General features: G+C 54.4%; 18 protein-coding genes and 1 riboswitch. Of the genes, 2 read left to right on the top strand and 16 right to left on the bottom strand.

Annotated elements, in window-relative coordinates; genetic code table 11:
- Window positions 1–72: 72 nt before the first annotated feature.
- The 7 genes from ubiA to pgi all read right to left on the bottom strand — a co-directional run bounded on the left by ubiA (window position 73) and on the right by pgi (window position 7,847).
- Window positions 73–936, bottom strand: coding sequence for a 4-hydroxybenzoate octaprenyltransferase (gene ubiA / locus HB631_RS24385; RefSeq protein ID WP_213993800.1), 864 nt, complete (start codon window positions 934–936; stop codon window positions 73–75).
- Between the two features lie 54 nt (window positions 937–990).
- Complete coding sequence (gene ubiC, locus HB631_RS24380) at window positions 991–1,497, bottom strand: chorismate lyase (RefSeq protein WP_213993774.1); 507 nt, start codon at window positions 1,495–1,497, stop codon at window positions 991–993.
- A 195-nt stretch (window positions 1,498–1,692) separates the two neighbouring features.
- Window positions 1,693–3,780, bottom strand: coding sequence for a YjbH domain-containing protein (locus HB631_RS24375; RefSeq protein WP_213993773.1), 2,088 nt, complete (start codon window positions 3,778–3,780; stop codon window positions 1,693–1,695).
- Complete coding sequence (locus HB631_RS24370) at window positions 3,780–4,535, bottom strand: capsule biosynthesis GfcC family protein (RefSeq protein WP_213993772.1); 756 nt, start codon at window positions 4,533–4,535, stop codon at window positions 3,780–3,782. The genes HB631_RS24375 and HB631_RS24370 overlap by 1 nt, the downstream gene beginning before the upstream one ends.
- Complete coding sequence (locus tag HB631_RS24365) at window positions 4,532–5,179, bottom strand: YjbF family lipoprotein (RefSeq protein ID WP_213993771.1); 648 nt, start codon at window positions 5,177–5,179, stop codon at window positions 4,532–4,534. The genes HB631_RS24370 and HB631_RS24365 overlap by 4 nt, the downstream gene beginning before the upstream one ends.
- A 70-nt stretch (window positions 5,180–5,249) precedes the next feature.
- Window positions 5,250–5,636 carry a hypothetical protein gene (locus tag HB631_RS27175; RefSeq protein WP_255557262.1) on the bottom strand — a complete coding sequence of 129 codons (387 nt, stop codon included), beginning with the start codon at window positions 5,634–5,636 and terminating at the stop codon, window positions 5,250–5,252.
- A gap of 561 nt (window positions 5,637–6,197) precedes the next feature.
- Window positions 6,198–7,847: a glucose-6-phosphate isomerase gene (pgi, locus tag HB631_RS24355; RefSeq protein ID WP_213993770.1), complete on the bottom strand. Its 1,650-nt coding sequence runs from the start codon at window positions 7,845–7,847 to the stop codon at window positions 6,198–6,200.
- 517 nt (window positions 7,848–8,364) lie between these two features.
- Window positions 8,365–8,560, top strand: a riboswitch (Lysine riboswitch).
- Between the two features lie 106 nt (window positions 8,561–8,666).
- Here pgi and lysC point away from each other — a divergent pair.
- Window positions 8,667–10,031, top strand: coding sequence for a lysine-sensitive aspartokinase 3 (gene lysC, locus HB631_RS24350; RefSeq protein ID WP_213993769.1), 1,365 nt, complete (start codon window positions 8,667–8,669; stop codon window positions 10,029–10,031).
- 3 nt (window positions 10,032–10,034) lie between these two features.
- Here lysC and HB631_RS24345 read toward each other — a convergent pair whose 3' ends face one another.
- Genes HB631_RS24345 through HB631_RS24315 form a run of 7 tightly spaced genes read right to left on the bottom strand, consistent with a single transcriptional unit; the run spans window position 10,035 to window position 16,879 of the window.
- Window positions 10,035–11,690, bottom strand: coding sequence for a sodium-dependent inorganic phosphate transporter (locus tag HB631_RS24345; protein WP_213993768.1), 1,656 nt, complete (start codon window positions 11,688–11,690; stop codon window positions 10,035–10,037).
- 19 nt (window positions 11,691–11,709) lie between these two features.
- Complete coding sequence (locus HB631_RS24340) at window positions 11,710–12,360, bottom strand: HAD family hydrolase (RefSeq protein WP_213993767.1); 651 nt, start codon at window positions 12,358–12,360, stop codon at window positions 11,710–11,712.
- Window positions 12,357–13,349, bottom strand: a complete 993-nt coding sequence (locus HB631_RS24335) for an ABC transporter ATP-binding protein (RefSeq protein WP_213993766.1) — start codon at window positions 13,347–13,349, stop codon at window positions 12,357–12,359. Before HB631_RS24335 ends, HB631_RS24340 begins: the two co-directional genes overlap by 4 nt.
- A gap of 2 nt (window positions 13,350–13,351) precedes the next feature.
- On the bottom strand, window positions 13,352–14,137 hold the full coding sequence (locus HB631_RS24330; RefSeq protein WP_213993765.1) for an ABC transporter permease: 786 nt from the start codon (window positions 14,135–14,137) through the stop codon (window positions 13,352–13,354).
- 32 nt (window positions 14,138–14,169) lie between these two features.
- Window positions 14,170–15,009 carry an ABC transporter permease subunit gene (locus HB631_RS24325; RefSeq protein WP_213993764.1) on the bottom strand — a complete coding sequence of 280 codons (840 nt, stop codon included), beginning with the start codon at window positions 15,007–15,009 and terminating at the stop codon, window positions 14,170–14,172.
- On the bottom strand, window positions 15,006–15,803 hold the full coding sequence (locus tag HB631_RS24320) for an alkaline phosphatase family protein (protein WP_213993763.1): 798 nt from the start codon (window positions 15,801–15,803) through the stop codon (window positions 15,006–15,008). The genes HB631_RS24325 and HB631_RS24320 overlap by 4 nt, the downstream gene beginning before the upstream one ends.
- A 14-nt stretch (window positions 15,804–15,817) precedes the next feature.
- On the bottom strand, window positions 15,818–16,879 hold the full coding sequence (locus HB631_RS24315) for an ABC transporter substrate-binding protein (RefSeq protein WP_213993762.1): 1,062 nt from the start codon (window positions 16,877–16,879) through the stop codon (window positions 15,818–15,820).
- A gap of 195 nt (window positions 16,880–17,074) precedes the next feature.
- Between HB631_RS24315 and HB631_RS24310 the strand changes: the two genes are divergently transcribed.
- Window positions 17,075–17,815 (top strand): UTRA domain-containing protein, encoded by a 741-nt coding sequence (locus tag HB631_RS24310; RefSeq protein WP_213993761.1) that lies wholly within the window; start codon window positions 17,075–17,077, stop codon window positions 17,813–17,815.
- A gap of 24 nt (window positions 17,816–17,839) precedes the next feature.
- Here HB631_RS24310 and HB631_RS24305 read toward each other — a convergent pair whose 3' ends face one another.
- Window positions 17,840–18,169 carry a Dabb family protein gene (locus tag HB631_RS24305; RefSeq protein WP_213993760.1) on the bottom strand — a complete coding sequence of 110 codons (330 nt, stop codon included), beginning with the start codon at window positions 18,167–18,169 and terminating at the stop codon, window positions 17,840–17,842.
- Window positions 18,170–18,766: 597 nt separating this feature from the next.
- A complete protein-coding gene (gene metH / locus HB631_RS24300) occupies window positions 18,767–22,450 on the bottom strand; it encodes a methionine synthase (protein WP_213993759.1) in 3,684 nt (1,227 codons plus the stop codon).
- Window positions 22,451–22,655: the final 205 nt, after the last annotated feature.

Below are 22,655 nucleotides of genomic sequence, written 5' to 3'. Positions count from 1 at the left end.
GATGTCCGCGGCCGGTGAGCCGTTAACTGCGAATATGGCTGCGACTATGGTTGCGGCTGCGGCTGCGGATGATTACTTGTTAGCCGTGACGAGCAGGCTCAGCGCGATGCCGAGAAAAATCACCATGCCCACCAGGTTATTATTCAAAAAGGCTTTGAAACAAGCCTGTCGTTCACGTCCGGCAATGAGCTTTTGCTGATAAACGAACAGTCCCCCCGCCAGCGCCAATGCGGTATAGAAAATACCGTTCAACCCTAAGCGCCGTCCCAGCACAACCAATAACAACAGGGTAGCGGCTTGTAAAACGCCGATGATAAGCCTGTCATAGCGCCCGAACAGAATAGCGGTGGATTTTACGCCGATACGAATATCATCATCCCGGTCCACCATGGCATATTGTGTGTCATAAGCCACGGTCCACAATACATTCGCGGCGAATAACAGCCAGCATGAAAGTGGTAAGGACTCACTTACTGCGGCATATCCCATGGGTATTGACCAGCCGAACGCCGCACCCAATACCAACTGCGGTAAATGGGTTACCCGCTTCATAAACGGATAAACCCACGCCAGGACCAATCCGGCCACCGACAAAAATATGGTCATGGTATTCAGGGTCAGCACCAGGCCGAAGGACGCGGTGACCAATAACAAAAACAGGACTTTCGCTTCTTTTTCACTGATGTGTCCGCTGGGCAATGGACGAGACGCGGTACGCTTAACCTGGCCGTCAATTTTACGATCGGCGAAATCATTCACCACACACCCGGCGGCACGCATTAAAAAGACCCCAAATATAAAAACCATCAGAATGCCGACATTCGGGGTGCCCCGTCCCGCCAGCCAAAGAGCCCATAATGTCGGCCAAAGTAACAACAGAGAACCAATGGGTTTATCAATGCGCATCAACCGACACCAGGCCTGCCATTTGCCCATTGTGGCGCTGTGTTCCACTTTTCTCTCCTTTACTTCATCAAAATGCCGCCGCTCTTAACCATACAGCGGGGCATCGGGTAAAAACAATTCGGTCAATAACAAAGGCTTTCCATTCGGACGCAAGCAAGAGCGACGCGCCCACAAACTCCCGGTCCGTCCCAATTGTATGTAGTCGCGGGCCGGTATACCGTCGCGGAACAACCATCGCCCCAACGGCATATCCCCCAAAGTTGTAAGCGCATACTCCGGCCCGTTCAGCATCGATTCCGGTATCACCATACGGCCCGCCAGCCAAGGCGCGTCATCGCCGTACAGTACCACCTCCCGCAGCCAGTAACGCTCGCTGGCGGGCAGCAAGGCAAGTTCATCGCCCGACTCATCGGCGGTGACCAAACCCTCCCATCCGCGCCGCACGCTTATCCGCCGGCAGTGGCGCTCCAGGCGCCGGGTCATCGAACCACACTCCATCAGCCAATCGCGCTCAGTGGGATTAGGCTGCGGTGACTCAGCGGTTAACCATTGGATAGATGCCAGTAATGAGATATAAGGATCATCCGTCATCCGTTCCCCATTGTTTGAAAAGTAGCGGGTGTCATTATTGTAGCCCAGAACTTCGGCTTAATGACCTGTCTGCGGCGGGAGAATTATCGGATGGGGATATCCCTTCGCCAATATCGCCCGCGGCAGCCGGCAAGTCAATAAAATGGCCTCCCGGGGGAGGCCATGACCGTGCGGATAACCTACATCGCCGGAACCTTAGTGCAAGGCTGGAGTACGCTCTTCGGTTAAGCCGTAAAGGTAGTATTTACGCCCGACCATTTGTCCGCCGTCGCGGGTCAGCGGTACCCAATTGAGCTGAGCGTTGGTCCGGTTCGGTGTCACCGTGAACAAATCCAACGGTATCGACAGATAGAATCCCTTGGTGAATGACCCTTCGCCATATTCTTCTTTGGAAACGTTGGTGAAGGTGGCGAACGCGCCGGCGGTTATTCCGCTGTCAAAGCGCCGTGAGATATCGAACGTCACGCCTTTGTCTTTAGCCAGGTAACGCCCCACGCTGGCTTTCACCAGCACCCCGTTCATGAAGCTGGGTTGCCAGTAACCGGTCAGGTTGCCGGTGGCGACGCTGTAGTCGGCGAACTGCATCATATCATTCCAGTCGCGCTGCTTGACGTAGTTGCCGTCCAGCCCCACCGCCCAGTTAGCATCCAGCGGCCGGTATAACACTTCACCGCCGACACCGCCGTACATCATCTCCAGGTAACCGCCATATAACTGACCGTACCAGCCGTCACCCAAACCTTGCATATACGTGGTTTGCAGATTGCTGATGTAGACGTCATTACCGACATATTCCCGGATCCGGGTACGAACCCGCGGCAGGTGGGAATCACTGGGCGGATTGGTAAAGTTGAATTTATCGTAGTTGTTGATGATATTACCGAACACGCTGCCGGAAGTGACCCAATGATTGGTCATCCAATAACTGGCGGTGCCTTCCACGCCGAGTTGGTACATGTAAAAGTCTTCGGGACCGCCGACGGACTGATTAAGTACCGGAGACCAGCTCAATTCCAGGCGATTACGGTCAATATAATAGCCCTGTTCGGCATGCTCCGGGACATCCGGTTCGGTACGGCGCTGTATCAGCGGCTTCTCTTGCCCAAGCGGATAACCGCTCAAGGTATTCTGCAAACTCTTGACGTCGGTCTCGGTGGTGGCCATCGGCATGTTCAACCGGGTGTCGGTCACTTTAAGGGTATCGATATTGGCCGGCAGATTATTCACCAGGATACGGTTGGCGCGATCCACGCCCTCCGAGCCATCCCGGTATTTATCCTGTTGGCCGGTCATATACATGGTGTTGCCCTTGACCTGGATGTGCGGCGCCGTATAACCCGCATTGCTGTTCAGGTCCTCCAGCTGCTGCGCCGCAATCTGGTGCTGCAACATATCGGACTGCTCATGGGGCTGATAGGCCGGTTTTTCGCTGTCCAGGTGCCGTTGGCGCAAATCGTCAAAATTGGTGCGCAGGGTAAACCCGAACATCATGGTATTGCCGCGTTCATAGCTGAGATTGACATCCGCCCAGTTGGTGATCCGATAGATCGCCCCGACGTTCACCGGCGTTTTCGGTTTCAAATCGCCGGCAAAATCGTCCTGGTAATTATTGCCTTCGTATTCCAGCTTCAGGCGCAGCGGTTGCCACGGCGTCTGGTACTCCACGCCGCCGAATACCGCCGAGGGACCGTGAAAAAAGACGCCGGTGTTAAACGAGCCAGCGGTATTATTGCTATTGTTGCGATAACAATATTTGTCTGAAATTTCGCAGAAAGGATTTTTAACGTTCCCCCTGGTACCCAAATAACCCCAGCCAAGGCCGATGGAGAAGTCAAACGGGCCCCAGGCCTTGCTGGCGGCCACAAATTCACTGTCGAACAGGCCGGTACCGCCGAAATCGCGGATGCCCAAAGAGACTTCAGGCAAATAATAACCCTCTTCCCACAGGCGCACCTTGGCATCGATGCCTTTGTCTTTATAGGTTTGCGAGCCGCTGAAATTCGGGTCATTACTGTACAGGCGGGTTCGGACATCGGTGTAACGCAGGGTGGTTTCCAGCCAGGGGAACAGCTGAATATTGGCCGACCAGAAACGATACTGATCGTTGTCCCGGTAGTTGAGGCTGAATTCGCCGTCCCGCGACATGCGGGCGGTAGGAGTCTGCAACAGGCCGACGCCGCCCTGGTCCATCTGCGAAGGCCCCAGCGGCTCGGTATAAGGCTCAGCTTGGCAAGCGGAGGCCACTGACAACGCGATGATGCTGAAAAGATATTTTTTTTTCATCAGTCAGGGATCCGGTGAGTCAACAAGGAAACGATTTGTTCATTTAAGCCCTGATAAGCACTGGGTAATGACCAGGAAGAAAAACCGACAAAAATAATACTGCCCGGCGCCGCTTCGTTATGGCGCCGATTCCAGTAAGCCACCGGAACCTGCCGGTATTGGCCATCGGGTTGGATTAGCCAGGCGTAGCTTTTTTCGGCGCCGTCTAAACGCTCATGAGTGTCCAGATAATCGTCCACATCGCTACCCACCTGATAAGGCTGCGACCCGGCGGGCGTTACCGCGCCGAAGACATGGACACTGGTGGGCCGCGCCAGTGCATACACCGTATAATCGCCGCTTAATTTATGATCGGCCCCGTCTTCCAGCCGGATGACATCCGGATCCATGGAGACGAACTGGCGGCCGGTGACTCTCAATCCGGCAATCTGGCTACGCACCTGATCAACGGAATTTGCCAGCCCGTCGTCATTATCCTCTCTAAGTTCAGCGCTCCACGCCCCCAGGCGGGCCACCAGTTGCCGTTGCTGCTCCAGCTGTGCGGCGGTAGCCAGTTTTTCGGCAATGACGGTGCCGGGCCACCAGGTATGGCCCGCCAGCGCCGGATTGAGCGCAATTTGTTCCAGGTGGGTTGCGCCATTGACCATAACGGCCTGGGACTGTCCCGGTAAATAGATAGCCACCCGGCTGTCGGCAGAGGCGGACGCAATAAAACCAGCACACAAACTCACTAGCAGTAAGAGTCGTTTTTTCATGGCTTATAAGGGTTTAAAGTGATGGTTTCAATCGGGAAGAAATCCGGTCCGATAAATTGTTGGGTTTTTTCCACGGCGCCGGTGCTTGGATCGATCCAGAAACGGTTGCGATAATGGGTATTTAATTCCGCCACGGTGACATCTTCATCAATGATGCGATAGGTATGGGGGACGTTCAGCACAGTCAAGGTTTCATTACCCTCGAGACTGAACCGGGAAATAAAGGTGGCGGAATACGATTGCTTATCTTGGGTCCAGGACTGAACGCGGGTCCATTCGGTGCCGTCGGTAATCCTGTTGGCCTGAGCCAGCGGATCCGTGGTCAGATTGGTCACCTCAAGGAGGTTGTCGGTTAAACCCAGGGTTTTTACCAACCGGCCGTTATGGGTGACAAGCATGGCCTTATCGCGGGTGACCCACTTCAGGAAGCCATTCTCGGCGTAGGCCAGAACGACAAAAATCTGTGAGCCCTTATTGACCCTGGCATACATGCTGGCATACGGAAGGTCCCGAATCTGTTCGGGTGTCATTACCACATCGGGCGTGCCGAACACAGCTACTTTGAACGTCTCGCCAATACCTTGTTGCGCTGGACTGCACGCGGCCACCAGAAAGCACACCACCAATAAAAAGAAATAGCGCACGTCGTTCATCCCAAACGAAAGGAGACCAAAAAATAACCACACTAGCGTGTGGTTATCGAGTAATTATGATTTATCGAGTCGTTGTGGTGGTTCCGGTACCTGTACCGGTGGTGCCTCCGCCGCTTGCCGCGCTATTACCGTTATCATCGTTGTGAGAACTGATCAGCGCGACACCGGCAATCAGCGCAACCGCACCGACACCCACTGCTGTCGCGGCACCCGCGCCCAAACCCGAAGCGGTAGCCGTACTCCCTGTCGTGCCGTTGGAGGTGGTTGGCGCTGCAGCGATCGCATAGGAACCACTAGCCATCAACATCGCAGCTATTACAACATTAAACAATTTTTTCATATTTATTACCTTAGACTTGTGAGGATGATGACTATAAAGCAATGGAATGTTGATTTGCCTTATATAAGCATCATAAAGCAATATAATGCAATAAAATATATCTTGCATTCATCCGTGGGAATTGAGGTTAAAAAATCCTAATTAAAAGTCTGCGGGGGAACAAAGCAGTGTCTTTCGCTATTTGATGGTTAATTTATAAGATTAAACGCTAATATTGACTGGGAATAGACATATTATTCAATGTCATGAAAGTTCGATGACGATTATAAATCAGAAAATTCTCACGCTTGTAACGCCACCGACAAAACGAAAAGTATCGAGATCATAACAGGCTATGCGCTTGAAGTAGCGCGCTTTAAAATTTTAAAACTCTTTTCGGCATAATCGCATAGAAAAATTGTTAATAGGCTCTTTTTTTGCGCCTTTTTAGGATTAACCTTACTAACCATTTAAATGTTAATTCAAAACAAGCAGATACCCTTAAATAAACGCTAATTAAGCATAACGGCAGCCAGTCCCTTGGCAGCTCGTCCGATCATTATACCCGTCATACTTCAAGTTGCAGGTGCGTTGGCAATACTCGGCCCCTCCTTGGGCCTCGCCCCTTCGGGGCCGCTGCAAGCAGCGTTCGCCGCCTTCCTGCAACTCGAATTATTTAGGGTATGGTAATCAGTGACGCCAAGCTTTAAAGCGGTTAATCAAACCGTTGGTGGAGCTGTCATGACTGGTTACGCTATCGTCGGCGGCCAATTCCGGCAGGATACGGCTCGCCAGCTGTTTACCCAATTCAACGCCCCATTGGTCAAACGTGTATATATTCATGATGACGCCCTGGGTGAAAATTTTGTGCTCATACAGTGCAATCAACGCACCCAGGCTGTAGGGAGTGATCTCTTTGATCAGAATGGAGTTGGTGGGGCGATTGCCTTCAAACACCTTAAAAGGTGCCACGTGAGACACCTGTTCCGGCGTTTTGCCCGCAGCGGCGAATTCATCTTGCACCACTTGCAGGGATTTACCGAATGCCAGGGCTTCGGTTTGCGCAAAGAAATTCGATAATAGTTTGGCGTGATGATCGCTTAACGGATTATGGCTGACCGCCGGCGCAATGAAATCGCAAGGTACAATTTTAGTACCCTGGTGAATTAATTGATAAAAAGCGTGTTGGCCGTTGGTGCCGGGTTCACCCCAGATAATCGGCCCGGTTTGGTACGTCACCGGATGCCCGTTGCGATCGACATATTTGCCGTTGGATTCCATATTGCCCTGCTGGAAATAGGCGGCAAATCGATGCATATATTGATCGTAAGGCAGGATGGCTTCGGTTTCGGTGCCATAGAAATTGTTATACCAAAGACCAATAAGCGCCAACAGCACCGGCAGGTTTTGTTCCGCGGGGGTTTGGGCGAAATGACGATCCATTGCGTGGGCGCCGCTGAGCAACTGTTCAAAATTGTCGAACCCGACGGATAAGGCAATGGACAGGCCGATGGCGGACCACAAAGAGTAACGTCCTCCTACCCAATCCCAAAATTCGAACATATTTTCAGTGTCGATGCCGAACTCGCTTACCGCTTTGCCATTGGTGGAGAGTGCGGCAAAATGCTTGGCGACATGTTTCTCATCTCCCGCGGTGGCCAGGAACCAGTCACGGGCGCTGTGGGCATTGGTCATGGTTTCCTGGGTGGTAAAGGTTTTGGAAGCCACCAGGAACAGGGTAGTAGCAGGATCAAGATGTTTCACCGTTTCCGCGATATGGGTTCCGTCAACGTTGGAGACATAATGCATGTTCAGTTGATTTTTAAAAGGTCTTAACGCCTCGGTGGCCATATAGGGCCCGAGATCCGAACCGCCAATGCCGATATTCACCACATCGGTAATAGGTTTACCGGTGTAGCCCAGCCATGCGCCGCTAATCACCCGTTCGCAAAATTGTTTCATTTTGGCCAGTACCGCATTCACTTCCGGCATGACATCTTTACCGTCCACCACGATCGGCGTATTGCTGCGGTTGCGCAAAGCGACATGCAGTACCGCCCGATCTTCGGTACGGTTGATTTTTTCACCGGAGAACATGGACTTGATCGCCCCGGAGAGATCGCACTCTTTAGCCAGGTCCTGTAATTTCGCCAACGTCTCGCCGGTGATCCGGTTCTTGGAAAAGTCCACCAGCATCTGGTCGTCAAAAGTGGCGGAGAATTTGCTGAAACGATCGCTGTCTTGGGCGAACAGATCGCTTATCTTCACGTTTTTCATCTGATCATAATGCTGTTGCAGCGCTTTCCAGGCCGCGGTGTGGCTAGGGTTAATATTTTTCATAGCAACGCTCTTGTTGAGAATTAAAAAGATCCGATAACGGTGATTGTATCGCTAAGGCCACGGCTTGCGATGCCTTTTTATTGCGAAATACCCTTCATACATCAAGCCGCAGGTGCGTTGGCAATACTCGGCCCCTCCTGGGGCCTCGCCCCTTCGGGGCCGCTGCACGCAGCCTTCCTGCAACTCAAATTATTTTGGGTATGATCATCCGCCGGCAATGCCGATCGCGCCATGGCCTCGCGAGGCGGGCGCCTGTATTTCAGAGTAACAGAGTCAAACGGATTTGCGCTATCGCCATGACTTTCCGGCAAAATGAATATCGCTTCGCGCTGCTCGTTGACAGGAACAGAATTACCCGCTATTTGTAGTGGCCTAGTTGCGCATTCAATACCCTAAATAATTCGAGTTGCAGGAAGGCGGCAACGCAGCGAAGCCCCAGGAGCTTACTCAAGTAAGTGACTGGGGTGAGCGAGGAAAGCCAACGCACCTGCAACTTGAAGTATGACGGGTATATGCGTGAACCAGAAGAGGCGCGCCGCCCAGGCAAGGTTCCGGAGGATCCGTTTTCCGTTGAAAGAACCCGAGGGGGAGCGGCGCCGAGGTGGCGGTTAACATACGGACTTCCCGCCACCGACCGCATGGGCTGAATCCCGTGGGTTGTCACCCGCTTTTTCGCCATTGGGCGATAGGCACGGTGGGGCGCTTCTGGGTGTATCGTAGGTCATCTACGTCTGCTCCCTGTTTTCCGCTCTTAACGCGTGCCAGGCATCATTTAACGTTGTCATCATGGATGGCATCTTGACACGAGGCATCAAGAGCATGGCAGAAACAGTTTCAAACTCCCTGATTGTGGCAAAATTCGGCGGCACCAGCGTCGCTGATTTCGACGCCATGAATCGCAGCGCGGATATCGTGCTGTCCAATCCCTCGGTTCGGCTGGTGGTATTGTCCGCCTCAGCGGGCGTCACCAATTTGCTGGTGGCGTTGGCGGAAGGGAATGAACCCGATCGTCGCGCCTTCCACCTGGATGAAATTCGCCGCATTCAATACGCCATCATCGATCGTCTGGCGGAATCACGGGTCATTCGTGAAGAAATTGATCGCATGCTGGATAATATCGCCATGCTTTCCGAAGCGGCGGGCCTGGCGACCTCTCATGCCCTCACCGATGAGCTGGTGAGCCACGGCGAGCTGATGTCGACCCTGTTGTTCGTGGAAATATTGCGCCAGCGCCAAGTGGCCGCGGAGTGGTTCGATGTGCGCAAAATCATGCGCACCAACGATCGATTCGGCCATGCCGAGCCGGATATCGGCATATTAAAGGAGTTGACGCGGAACGTGCTATTGCCGCGGATTTCCCAAGCGCTGATTGTCACGCAGGGCTTTATCGGCAGCGAGACCAAGGGCCGCACCACCACGCTGGGACGCGGCGGCAGCGACTATACCGCCGCGCTGCTTGGCGAAGCGCTGCATGCGGCGCGTATCGATATCTGGACCGATGTGCCGGGCATCTACACCACCGATCCGCGCGTGGTGCCGGAAGCCCGGCGCATTGATGAAATCAGCTTTGAGGAAGCGGCGGAAATGGCCACTTTCGGCGCCAAAATCCTTCATCCGGCCACCCTGCTGCCGGCGGTGCGCAGCGATATTCCGGTCTTTGTCGGTTCCAGCAAAGATCCCCATATCGGCGGCACGCTGGTGTGCAATAAGACCGCCAATCCCCCTCTGTTCCGTGCCATCGCCCTGCGCCGCCGGCAAACGCTGCTGACCCTGCATAGCCTGAACATGCTGCAGGCCCGGGGCTTTTTGGCGGAAGTCTTTAATATCCTGGCCCGTCACTACATCTCCGTGGACTTGATTACCACTTCGGAGGTCAGCGTGGCGCTGACCATGGATACCACCGGCTCCACCTCCACCAGCGCCAGTCTTTTAACCACATCGCTGCTCACCGAGCTTTCGTCCCTGTGCCGGGTGGAGGTGGAAGAAAACCTGGCGCTGATTGCCCTGATCGGCAATAAGCTCTCCCAGGCCTGCGGTGTGGGCAAAGATGTGTTCGGGGTACTTGATCCCTTTAACATCAGGCTGATCTGCTACGGCGCCAGCAGCCATAATCTATGCCTGCTGGTACCCGGGCAGGACGCGGAACAGGTCGTGAAAACCCTGCACCATAATCTGTTCGGGTAATGCTTAGACAATATGGGGAGCGTTGTGGCGATCGTCCAGATCGTCCGCGTCCTCTTCTTCCAGTTCCAGCACGTTGTAGGCCACCGAGCAGAACAGCGAGTTGACGCGCTTCATATCCCCCAGCAGGCCGAGATGAAGGGAGCTGGTTTCCAGGCTTTGAACGTTTTGTTGATGCAGCCGGTCCACATGGGCGTGTGCATAACGGCGATCGGTGATGCGGAACCGGTGTTTTGCCCGCCGCAGACGCCGTGCGCTGGTGATATCCCCCGACAGGAATACCGACAGGCTCAGGCGCAAATTGGATACCAGCTGTTCATGGAGGGTATCCAGTTCCTGCAACCCCTCGGGGGAAAATGCCCGGCGGGATGCCAGGGATTTGGCGGCGATATCGCCGGTCATGCGTTCGATAATGTCCCCGGCCTGTTCCAGATTAAGGGCCATCTCGATAATTTCCGCCCAGCGACGGGAATCCGACTCATCCAAATCCTCTTTGGGCATCTGCGCCAGATAAAGCTTGATGGCGGTATACAGCACATCCACATCATCATCCAGCCGGCGGACCTCCCGGTCTTTGTTCGGTTGACCGTGCAGCACCTCGCGATGCAGCAGCAGCATACTCTCCACCACATCCCCCATGCGCAGGGTTTCGCGTGAGGCATTGGCCAACGCCAGCGCCGGGGTATCCAGCGCGCTCACATCCAAATGACGGGGGCGCACGCCGAGTTCGCTTACCGGCGTATCGCCGATCCATTGCGTACAGAGACGGGCCATCGGGCCGGCAAACGGCACCAGGATAAGGCAGCGGATAATGTTATAAAAAACGTGGAAATAAATTACCAGCTCGGCGGCGCTTACCGGCAGACGGCCCAGCAGGGACGCCAGCATTGAAATGGCCGGTAACACCACCACGCAGCCGATTAACTTGAACAGCAGGCTGCCGAGAGCCACCCGCTTGCCTTCGGCGTTTTGTCCGCTGGCGTTAATCATCGCCAGAATGCCGCTGCCGAGATTGGCGCCAATCACCAGGCACAGGGCAACTTTAAAGGAGATCACATCGGTGGCGGTCAGCGTGGCGGTGAGCAATACCGCCGCCAGACTGGAGTAGCTGATAATGGCGAACAGGGCGCCGGTGAGGGAATCCAGCACCACGTCTCCGGTCAAGGAGGAGAACAGGACCTTCACGCCGTTGGCCTGCGTGATGGGGGTCGCGGCGGTGACAATCAGCTCCAAGGCCAGCAGGATCAGACCCAGGCCGATAAACACTCTGCCTATTTGCCCGATTCGCGCCTGCTTGCGGCCGAGGAACAGACAAACACCGACAAAAATCAACAGCGGGGAGAGCCAGGATAAATCAAAGGTCAGTACCCGGGCCATCAAGGCGGTACCCACATCCGCCCCGAGGATAATCACCAGGGCGGGGGTCAATGCCACCAGTCCCTGGGACACAAACGAGGTCACCAGCATTGCCGTGGCGTTGCTGCTTTGCACCAGCGCCGTAACGCCGATCCCCGCCATAAACGCCATTGGTTTTTTTTCTACGCTGCTACTCAGCACCTGCCGTAAACGAGCACCGTACACACGCATAATCCCGGTGCGGACAATGTGAGTGCCCCATACCAGTAATGCCACCGCGGAAAGCAGATGCAACAAAGTTAACACGCGTTTTGAAACTCCTTTATTACCAGTGGTGAATCGGCCACCCAGCCCCTTGAGCATGCCGCAGCAGGACGCCATCCGGATTAACGGCATGGGGATTGCCAACTTGAATCAGCAAGGGCAAATCGTTACTGGAATCGGAGTAAAAACTTGCCTCCGTCAATACCGATAAATCTCCCCCCAGCAGCGCCGATAAACGGGCTACCTTACCTTCCCGATAGGTTAATATGCCTGTGGTCTTACCGGTATAGGAATCGTCTAGCACCTCAGGCGTAATGGATAAGGTTTCACCGACGCCGAAACGTTGCGCAATGGGCGACACCAGGTGCTCACCGGAGGCGGAGATGACGATAACCCTGTCCCCCCGCGCCCGGTGGGCATCAACACAGCGGCCGGCCTCTTCCCGCATGGCCGGGACAATCACGGTCTCGATAAACCGGTCCACATGGTGCTTTACCTCGCCGGTTGACCGGCCGATTAACGGCTGCAGGGTAAAGGCCATATACTCATCCATGGAGAGCGTCCCCTGGGCATATTGCCGCATCAGCGTCTGCTCCCGCTGGACAAAGGCGCTTCCCTCCGTCCATCCCAGTTCGAACATATAACGACTCCACAAGCTGGCGCAATCGCCATTTATGAGGGTTTCATCCAAATCGAATAGCGCCAGCCTCATGCCACCTCACATAATGTCGCTAAATCTAACTGTAGACCAATCTGCATATCATTTGGATGAAGATCGGCCACCGAACGGTTTAAAACATCCACCAGCAGTTCAATGCCTTGCGTTTGCACGCGATAACGGATCACATTCCCCAGCAGGCTGTGGCTGATGACCCGCGCGTCGATGCCCTGTCCGGCCGGAACCAGGGTAATGGACTCAGGCCGTACGGCCACTTGTCCCTGCCAGGGGCGTCCGGTCAGCAAAGCGGCCTGCTGCGGGCTCAGCACATTGTAACTGCCGATAAACCCGGCGGCGAAAGCATTCACCGGCTGGGTATAGAGCATTTCCGCGCTGCCGTTCTGCACGATTTTGCCCTTGTTCATCAACACCACCCGGTCGGACAGGGTCAGGGCCTCTTCCTGATCGTGGGTGACGAATATTGCCGTCAGACGCAGCTCCTGCTGAATACGGCGGATTTGGTCCCGTAAATGTTTACGAATACGGGCATCCAATGCCGAGAGCGGCTCGTCCAGCAACAGCAGCCGCGGCCGGGTCACCAGCGATCGCGCCAGCGCAACCCGCTGGCACTGCCCGCCGGAAAGCTGGTGCGGATAACGGTGGGCGAACTCCTGTAACTCCACCAACGCCAGCACCTCGTCCACCCGCCGGCGGATCTCGGCGGACTGCAATTTCTGCATTTTCAGGCCGAAGGACACATTGCCGTCCACGGTCATATTCGGGAACAGGGCATAACTCTGAAATACCATGCCGATGCCCCGTTGCTGCGGCGCCAGCGGCACCAGGTCTTCACCCTGCAGAACGATTTGCCCGCTGTCCACCGAGGTGAGTCCCGCCAGGCAACGCAACAGAGTGGATTTTCCACAGCCGCTGGGGCCCAACAGCGTAACAAATTCACCCTCATCCGCGCTGAAATCGATATTCTCGAAGACCTGGGTCGGCCCGTAATGTTTATTGAGTTGTTTAACCGCCAGATAAGACATGATTAATCCTTGTCCTTGTTAACGGTATTCGCCGCCAGGGTCAGCAGCAGTACCACCAGGAAGTATGAGATGACCAGCGCGCTGGTTAAATGACCGCTGCCGTTACGCAGGTTGTACAGGTAGACCTGCAGCGTTTCAAAGCGGTTGCCCACCAGCAGGTTAGCGAATACAAACTCACCTATCAGAAAAGAGAAGGACAGCAGCAGCGCGATCATGCAGCCTTTACGCAGATTCGGCAGTACCACCAAAATCGCCGCTTTCCAGGTGCTGGCCCCCAGCAACTGCGCCGCATCCATCAGATCGCGCAAATGAATGGCCTGCATATTATTGGTGATGGCCCGGTAGATAAAGGGCAGCGCAATGGTGAAATAACAACCGATCAGAATCCAGGGCGTGCCGGTGAGAGCCAACGGGCCGTCGGAATAGAGCTGCAGCAACCCCACCGATGACACCACCGGCGGCACGGCAAACGGCAGCAGGATCAGGATATTCATCACCGAATCGAGCCGAGGAAAATAGTAAGCAATTACAAACATTAATGGCAGCACCAGCACCACCGATAACGCCAGGGCGCCGAAACAGATGATCAATGAGTGCTCCAGCGCAATCAGAAAGCGGGGATCCCGCAACAGCTCTGTCATCCATTTCAGCGTGAAGCCTTCCGGCAGAATCGTCGAGCCCCACTGGCTGGAAAAAGCGTAAATCAGCGTGGCCACCAACGGTGATAACAGGATAACCAGCATTACCGTGACCACGCTACGGTGATAGAAAGTTTCAATACGCGACATCGTAACCTCCTGAACAACCGGCCGGCGATACATCAAGGTTGGACATGGGTGTAGCTCCGCCGGATGATCCATTGATGCACCAGGGTGATAAAGACCATCAGCACCACCAGGAACATGCCCAGTGCGCTGGCCATATTTGGATCCAGGTCCAGATCCCCCGCCACCAGGGCGGCGATACGGATGGGAATAACGTTGAAATTACCGCCGGTCAGCGCATAAATCGTGGCGTAAGCCCCCAAGGCATTTGCCAGCAAAATAACAAAAGTGCCCAACAGAGCCGGCGCCAGCACCGGTAAACCAATGTAGCGCCAATAATGCACCCGTCCCGCCCCCAGCAACGCGGCGGACTCGCGCCAATCCTCGCTCAAGGCGTCGAATGCCGGATAAAGCAACAGCACGCCCAGCGGAATTTGAAAATAGGTGTAGAGCACCATCAACCCGGGTTTGGAATAGAGGTTGAAATCCCCCAGCACGCCGTAACGGCGCATAATCAGCGTGACACAGCCGTTGGTGCCCAACAGGATGATAAAAGCGAACGCCAGGGGTACCCCGGTAAAATTACTGGTCATATTGGTGAAGGACATCACCGCGGTTCGCAAGCGGGATACACCCAGTTGGCGCAATGAATAGCTGCACACCAGTGCAATCAACAGGCCGAACGCGCTGGACCAGAAGGTTATCTCAAGGGAAAAAACGATGGCCTGACGGTAAAACGGCGAGGTGAGAATCTCCTGATAATTGGCAAATCCCCAACCGCCCGCTTCGCTGTTAAAGCTGTTAAAGGCCATCCAGATCATCGGCGCAATCTGGAAGGCGCAGAAAAACAGTACAAAGGGCAACATAATGGCCGCCGCCAGCCATTTACCTTTCATTTGAGCAGCCCCGCACATACCGGTTTATCATGTTCTACCCCCAGTAAGGAACATACGGTACCGCAAAGTTCGGTTTGCCGCACCGCCGCCGGTGATTGGCTGAACGCATCGCCGAAGACAAACAGCGGCACCTGGCGCTCTTCCGGCAGAATACCGCCATGGCTGCGGTCATCGTTCATACCGTGATCCGCGGTCACCAGGACCTGATAACCCTCCGCCAGCCATTCCGGTAAATATAACGACAACAGCCCGTCCGCCACCCGCGCCGCGTTACGGTATTGCGGCGTGGATAAACCGAAACGATGGCCGGCATCGTCGATATTCATCGGATGGATTAACATGAAATCCGGCTGATAACGCAGTCGCAGGCTTTCAGCGTCTTCGAACACATGGGAATCGGGATAATGATCCGCATGATAAAAATGTCCGTACTGAATCACCGCCTCAGGGTCGAGGGTGTGCCGGTCCCGCGCCGCATCGAACGGCGCACGGTTATAGAGTTCGCTGACCCAATGATAGGCCGCGGCCGCGGTGGTCAAACCGGCGGCGCGGGCATAATGAAAAATACTGCGATGACGGGAAAGCCGCACCACATTATTGTGGACCACGCCGCTCTCCACCGGCGGCATGCCGGTAAGAATGCATTCATACAATGGCCGCGATAATGACGGCAATTCACATTCCAGCGAATAGAGGCATCCGTGCCCCGCCGCGCATTCCGCATGCAGATAGCCCATGGCGTCATAGGCCACCTGATAGTTTAATCCGTCCAGTATCACCAACACAGTTTTCATCAGGACTCCTTGACTTACTGCTGCATGGATATCATGACATTTTCCTGCCACAGGCGGGGTAAGGTTTTAGCACTCTGCTCCCAGGCGGCCTGATCGGCGATGGGATGGGCATTTTTATATTGCCCGATGGGCAGCAGCTTGGCCTTAACATCCGCCGGCAGGGTTAAATGCTCTATCCGAATCGGACGGGCATAACCTCTGGCCAGGTTGATCTGTCCGGCGTCGGAGAAGATATATTCCCGGGCGAATTTAGCGCCGTTGGGGTGTTTAGCGTATTTATTGATGATGGTGGTATAACCCGAGGTAATGGAACCGTCGGAAGGAATCAGCACTTCGAAACGGGTTTTATCAATGGTATCGCGATAGTTAAGACCGTTGAAATCCCAGACGATGCCCACATCCACTTCCCCTTTTTCCAGCGAAGCGATGGTGGGATTATTCAGTCCCAGCCGCCCGGCTTTGGCCAGCTTGGCAAAGAAATCCAGGCCCGGTTTCAGGTTCTTTTCGTTGCCGCCCATGGCATAGGTCGCCGCCAGGACGCCGTTAACCGCCTGCGCCGCGGTGCTGACGTCACCCACGGAAACCTTATAGCTGCCATTAAGCAGGTCGGCCCAGCTATGGGGTATTTGTTTTACCGTCTGCTTATTGACGATAAAAGCAATGGTGCCGGTATAGGCCAATGCCCAGTTACCGTCCTTATCCTTGGCCCAGGCGGGCACCTGATTCCAGGTACTGGGTTTATAGGGTTGCGCCACCCCTTTTTGTACCGCCAAAGGTCCGAAAGACGATCCCACATCGCCGATATCGGCGCTGGCATTATTTTTTTCCGCCAGGAACTTGGCGATTTCCTGGGCCGAACTCATGTCGGTGTCGCTGTGCTTCAGGCCATATTTACTGGATAAATCCGCCCAGGTGTCTTTCCAGTTTGCCCAGCTGTCCGGCATACCGACACTATTAACCTCGCCTTCTTGTTGTGCTGCTTTTTGTAGCGCCGCCACATCGGCGGGCGCGGCGTAACCGGCCTGACTGGCCAGCAAAACGGCGGTAGTTAACACTGAAGCGAACAAAAGTTTCATATGTGATGCTCCGGATGATAGTGTGTGAATGAAACAGTAAACTGGTCTAGTCCAGCAAGAACCAAGCCAATCTACTTAAGAAAGATGAATATTTGATGTCAGTAATTCTTTTAGCCTGTTTTTTGTTATGGTTTCACTACCGCATCCGCAAAGGCGGAAAATCATGCACTACGATAATGCAGATGGGTGACAAAAATGCCTCAAAATGACGCTTCTTTTCTGCAAAGCCTTTCCCGGCAGAAAACCGTTACCGCCATTTGTCAGGCGATTACCGGCTGGATGACCCAAGGTGTATTGACCCATAACGACCGTTTGCCGGCGGAGCGCATCCTGAGCGAGCAATTCGCCACCACCCGCATCACCTTAAGAGAAGCCCTGGGTCAACTGGAAGCACAAGGGATGATTTATCGCGAGGAGCGTCGCGGCTGGTTTGTCAGCCCGCCGCGAATTATCTATAACCCGCTTCAACGCAGTCATTTTCATGCCATGGCCAGGGAACAGGGGCGAAAACCCGGCACCGAAGTCTTGGATGCCGGTGAAATCGAGGCGCCGGAAGCGATATGCAGCCATCTGGACCTGCCGGCGCGGGGGCGGGTATTTCGCATTCGCCGGGTGCGGCGCATTGACGGGCGAGCGGTACTTTATGTCGAACATTACCTCAACGTCGCATTTTTCCCGGCGATACTAAAAGAGGATCTCACTTCCTCCCTCACCGAACTCTACGCTAACCGCTATGGGATCCGTTATGGCAAGGTACGCTTTGATATGTTGCCCACCACCTTTCCTCTTGCGGCATCACAGGCGCTGAAAGTGGCGGATAACAGCCCGGCACTGTTCATTACCCGTATCAATCGCGATCAATACGCGCGTATTATCGATTGTGACCTGGAATACTGGCGTTACGACACGCTGCATATAAGCGTGGAGGCGGAATAAGGGTGGAAAACATTGCGGGTAAAATCAGTCATCCTCACCTGGGGTTAATAGCGCATCAAAAATAAGAACCGAACATACCCCGTCGGTGAGGGATGGCTGAATAAAATGTTCTCGAACGTAAAGATGATGACGGTGAATAAGATAATCTTCCAGCGCCGCATGGTCAGCAAAATAGAGGCTCACCTTGTGTCTGAAACCTTTATCGTGTTGCTCGCGGCTGATATTTTCGTGCCATGTGGCCTTGATAATACCCGGAATAAACCGATCCATGGTCAGCAGCGCGACGGCGATGCGACGGACCTGTTCCTCACTGAGCGTCCCTTTGAACCGGAACAACACGTCATGTTGAATCATCTTAACCTCTCACCGTCATAGAAGGGGTTTCCTTCAGGAACGTGGCGCTGTTTTCTCCATTCCTTTACCGGGCAGATAATTACGCTTCATATATCGCTGCGTTGTTCTGAATGCAGCCACTAAATTTGCCAGGAAAATCTTCTCTTCATGTTGGTCCATATACCACCCCAATTTGCCATATTTATGAGTCCAAAAACCATTAACGCCGCCGGTTCATAACTGCCGATAACGGGAATTATCTCCCGTTATCGTGAAATATATTATGTCCTATGGGTTAATCGTTAATATCTGCCGACCGCTCAGACTGCTTCCAAAAAAATAATAATTTAAATAAAGATATGAACAATTACATTTAATATAATAATTAGCGTTTTGATTATAATGCCGCTTTGCTTAGATCAATCTAACGCCGGCGGGAGAATAGGTAAAATAATTATATTATTAGCCACAATTAATTAGCGGTGTATGATTCTTATTATAAAATCAATATTGCTAATAAATTCAATGTTAAACATTCTGACCATGGTCAATAAATGGGTATTTTAAGAAGTAAAAGCAATCCCGAAGGATTGCTTTCCTGCCCCCGATGAGAAATCTTCAGTCGGCATCGTAGCCCAGATTGGGCGCCAGCCAGCGTTCAACTTCCGCCACCGGCATATTTTTTCGGGCGGCATAGTCCTCCACCTGATCGCGCTGAATTTGCGCCACGGCATAATATTTGCTGTCGGGGTGGCTGAAATACCAGCCGGAAACCGCCGCCCCAGGCCACATGGCGTAAGATTCGGTCAACCGCATTCCGGTATTTTCGTCAACGTTGAGCAATCCCCAGATGGCCTCTTTTTCCGTATGATCGGGACAGGCGGGATAACCCGGTGCCGGGCGGATACCCTGATAATTTTCCCGAATCAGCTCGTCATTACTGAGATTTTCCGTGGCGGCATATCCCCAATACACTTTACGCACCCGTTCGTGCAGGTATTCGGCAAACGCCTCGGCCAACCGATCGGACAAGGCTTTGACCATGATTTTATTGTAATCGTCGTTCTGGGCGTCATAGTCCGCCGCCAGCTTGTCTTCTTCCAAACCGGCGGTCACGGCAAAAGCGCCGAGATAATCCGCCTTGCCGCTGGATTTCGGCGCCACGAAATCCGCCAGGCAGTAATTGGCGAACTCGGTTTTTTCAGTCTGTTGGCGCAAATGATGGCTGACGGCGATAACCTCGCGGCGGCTTTCATCCCGATAGATTTCAATATCGTCCCCCACCCGGTTGGCGGGAAACAGTCCCACCACGCCACGCGGGAGCAGTGATTTTTCGGCGGAGAGCTTATCCAGCATGGCGTTGGCGTCGGCAAACAGCCGCCGGGCTTCTTCGCCGATCACCTCGTCCTGCAGCAAGCGCGGGTATTTACCCGCCAGCGACCAGGTCATAAAAAACGGCGTCCAGTCGATATAATTGCGCAAGGTCTCAATGGATGCCGTCACCGCCTGTACGCCCAGACGGTGCGCCACCGGCGGAGTGTAATCTTCCCAGTCCATGGCGGCGTCGTTGTCCCGCGCGGCCTGTAAGGTCACCGGGGGAGTACGGGGTTTTTTACGAGCGTGCTGGATACGCACCGTGTCATACTCGCTGCGGGTTTTCCGCACAAATTCGTCCCGTTGCGTATCGGACAGCAGTGCGGAAACCACCCCAACGCTACGGGACGCGTTTTGCACATATATCGTCGGTCCGCTGTAGTTGCGCTCGATTTTCACCGCGGTATGGGCCTTGGAGGTGGTTGCACCGCCAATCAGCAGCGGCAACGTAAATCCCTGCCGTTCCATCTCCTTGGCGACGTTGACCATTTCATCCAGCGACGGCGTGATCAAGCCGGACAGGCCGATGATATCCACGTTCATTTCCCGGGCGGTTTTCAGGATCTTATCCATCGGAACCATAACGCCCAAATCGATGATTTCGTAGTTATTGCATTGCAAAACCACGCCGACGATATTTTTGCCGATGTCGTGGACATCGCCTTTCACCGTCGCCAGCAGGACTTTGCCCGCCGCCTTTTTTTGCTGCTTGCCGGCCTGGATAAAGGGTTCCAGATACGCCACCGCCTGCTTCATGACCCGCGCCGATTTCACCACCTGCGGCAAAAACATCTTGCCTGCGCCAAACAGATCCCCCACCACGTTCATGCCGGACATCAAAGGGCCTTCGATGACCTCGATGGGCTGAGCCGCCTGTTGCCGCGCTTCTTCGGTATCCGGCTCGATAAACTCGGTAATCCCTTTTATCAAGGCGTACTCAAGGCGTTTTATCACCGGCCATCCGCGCCATTCCGCCTGCTGTTGCTTGCTGACCTCGTCGGCTTTGCCGCCGCGGTACTTCTCCGCCAATTCCAGCAGCCGTTCGGTACCGTCGGCGCGGCGATTAAGCACCACATCCTCCACCGCCTCGCGCAACTCCGCCGACAGGTCGTCATAAATGGCCAGTTGACCGGCATTGACGATGCCCATATCCATACCGTTGCGGATAGCATGATAAAGGAATACCGCATGGATGGCTTCCCGGACCGGTTCATTGCCGCGAAACGAGAAAGACACGTTGGAGACGCCGCCGGAAATCAGCGCGTGAGGCAGTTCGGCCTTGATATCGGCACAGGCGCCGATGAAATCCATCGCATAATTGTTATGCTCCTCAATACCGGTGGCGATGGCAAAGATATTCGGATCAAAAATGATATCTTCCGGCGGAAAGCCCACCGTCTCGGTCAGGATCCGGTAAGCCCGGCGGCAAATGGCGATTTTGCGCGCACGGGTATCCGCCTGCCCATCCTCGTCAAAGGCCATCACCACCATCGCGGCGCCATAACGGCGCACCAGGCGGGCATGGTGGATAAAAATCTCCTCCCCCTCCTTCATGGAGATGGAGTTGACGATGCCTTTACCCTGGATGCATTTCAGGCCTTGCTCGATAACATCCCATTTGGACGAATCGATCATGATGGGCACGCGGGCGATATCCGGTTCTCCGGCGATAAGGCTCAGGAAACGCACCATGGCGGCTTCGGAATCCAGCATGCCTTCATCCATGTTGATATCGATCACCTGCGCGCCGCTTTCCACCTGCTGCAGGGCCACGGCCAGGGCTTCATTATATTTTTCTTCTTTTATCAGCCGTTTAAAACGCGCCGAGCCGGTGACATTGGTGCGCTCGCCCACATTCACAAACAGCGTGTCTTTATCGATGTTAAGGGGTTCCAGCCCCGCCAGGCGGCAGGCTACCGGCCGATCCGGCAACCGGCGCGGCGGGATGCCCTCAATGGCGCGGACCATGGCGGCGATATGTTCCGGCGTGGTGCCGCAGCAGCCGCCGACGATATTCAAAAAACCGGCGCCGGCCCATTCCTTGATCTGCTTGGCCATGACATCGGGGCCGAGATCGTATTCGCCGAAGGCATTGGGTAATCCGGCATTGGGATGGGCGCTGATATAACAGTCGGCGATTCTGGACAACTCGGCGACATACTGCCGCAGCTCATCCGGGCCAAGGGCGCAGTTCAAACCAAACGACAGCGGTCTGGCGTGCCTCAGGGAGTTATAAAAGGCTTCGGTGGTCTGGCCGGACAGCGTCCGTCCCGAGGCATCGGTGATGGTGCCGGAAATCATCACCGGCAACTCCACGCCCATGGCTTCAAATTCGGTTTCAATGGCGAAGATGGCCGCCTTGGCATTGAGGGTATCAAAGATGGTTTCCACCATAATCAAATCCACGCCCCCCTCCACCAGCCCGTGCACCGACTCTCTGTAAGCATTCACTAACTGGTCAAAGGTCACGTTGCGAAAAGCCGGATCGTTTACATCGGGGGATATCGAGGCGGTACGGTTGGTGGGACCCAGTACGCCGGCAACATAACGCGGTTTCTCCGGGGTGCGCGCCGTCCATTCGTCGGCGCACTGACGTGCCAGGCGGGCGGCTTCGACATTGAGTTCGCCGGCCAGCGATTCCATATGATAATCGGCCATGGCGATGGCGGTGGAGTTAAAGGTATTGGTTTCCAGGATGTCGGCGCCCGCCTCCAGATAGGCGTAGTGAATAGCGGAAATCACCTCGGGCTTGCTGAGCACCAGCAAATCGTTATTGCCCTTCAAATCACTGGGCCACTGGGCGAAACGCTCGCCCCGGTAGTCCGCTTCCTCCAGCCGGTAGCTCTGAATCATGGTGCCCATGGCGCCGTCCAGCACCATGATGCGCTGGGCCAATTGCCGGCGAAGTCCGTCAGTTCGATTGTTCACTGTTACCCATCCACCGCAGAAAAAATATACCCGTTATACTTCAAGTTGCAGGTGCGTTGGCAATACTCGGCCCCTCCCTGGGCCTCGCCCCTTCGGGGCCGCTGCAAGCAGCGTTCAAATCTGTTCCAAACAGATTTATCGCCGCGTCGCCGCCTTCCTGTAACTTGAGTTATCTTGGGTATAGCGTCAAATATTGAGCCAAAAT

Origin of the sequence: Sodalis sp. dw_96 (assembly GCF_018449575.1) — a bacterium.
Classification (GTDB): Bacteria; Pseudomonadota; Gammaproteobacteria; order Enterobacterales; family Enterobacteriaceae; genus Acerihabitans.
The sequence above is the reverse complement of the archived record's forward strand: the minus strand, read 5'-3'. Positions and strand labels throughout refer to the sequence as shown.

Bases quoted from the DNA above. Each gene is read 5' to 3' on its own strand.
- ubiA (WP_213993800.1), bottom strand. From the start codon at position 936: ATGGGCAAATGGCAGGCCTGGTGTCGGTTGATGCGCATTGATAAACCC.
- ubiC (WP_213993774.1), bottom strand. From the start codon at position 1,497: ATGACGGATGATCCTTATATCTCATTACTGGCATCTATCCAATGGTTA.
- HB631_RS24375 (WP_213993773.1), bottom strand. From the start codon at position 3,780: ATGAAAAAAAAATATCTTTTCAGCATCATCGCGTTGTCAGTGGCCTCC.
- HB631_RS24370 (WP_213993772.1), bottom strand. From the start codon at position 4,535: ATGAAAAAACGACTCTTACTGCTAGTGAGTTTGTGTGCTGGTTTTATT.
- HB631_RS27175 (WP_255557262.1), bottom strand. From the start codon at position 5,636: ATGCAAGATATATTTTATTGCATTATATTGCTTTATGATGCTTATATA.
- pgi (WP_213993770.1), bottom strand. From the start codon at position 7,847: ATGAAAAATATTAACCCTAGCCACACCGCGGCCTGGAAAGCGCTGCAA.
- lysC (WP_213993769.1), top strand. From the start codon at position 8,667: ATGGCAGAAACAGTTTCAAACTCCCTGATTGTGGCAAAATTCGGCGGC.
- HB631_RS24340 (WP_213993767.1), bottom strand. From the start codon at position 12,360: ATGAGGCTGGCGCTATTCGATTTGGATGAAACCCTCATAAATGGCGAT.
- HB631_RS24335 (WP_213993766.1), bottom strand. From the start codon at position 13,349: ATGTCTTATCTGGCGGTTAAACAACTCAATAAACATTACGGGCCGACC.
- HB631_RS24330 (WP_213993765.1), bottom strand. From the start codon at position 14,137: ATGTCGCGTATTGAAACTTTCTATCACCGTAGCGTGGTCACGGTAATG.
- HB631_RS24325 (WP_213993764.1), bottom strand. From the start codon at position 15,009: ATGAAAGGTAAATGGCTGGCGGCGGCCATTATGTTGCCCTTTGTACTG.
- HB631_RS24320 (WP_213993763.1), bottom strand. From the start codon at position 15,803: ATGAAAACTGTGTTGGTGATACTGGACGGATTAAACTATCAGGTGGCC.
- HB631_RS24315 (WP_213993762.1), bottom strand. From the start codon at position 16,879: ATGAAACTTTTGTTCGCTTCAGTGTTAACTACCGCCGTTTTGCTGGCC.
- HB631_RS24310 (WP_213993761.1), top strand. From the start codon at position 17,075: ATGCCTCAAAATGACGCTTCTTTTCTGCAAAGCCTTTCCCGGCAGAAA.
- HB631_RS24305 (WP_213993760.1), bottom strand. From the start codon at position 18,169: ATGATTCAACATGACGTGTTGTTCCGGTTCAAAGGGACGCTCAGTGAG.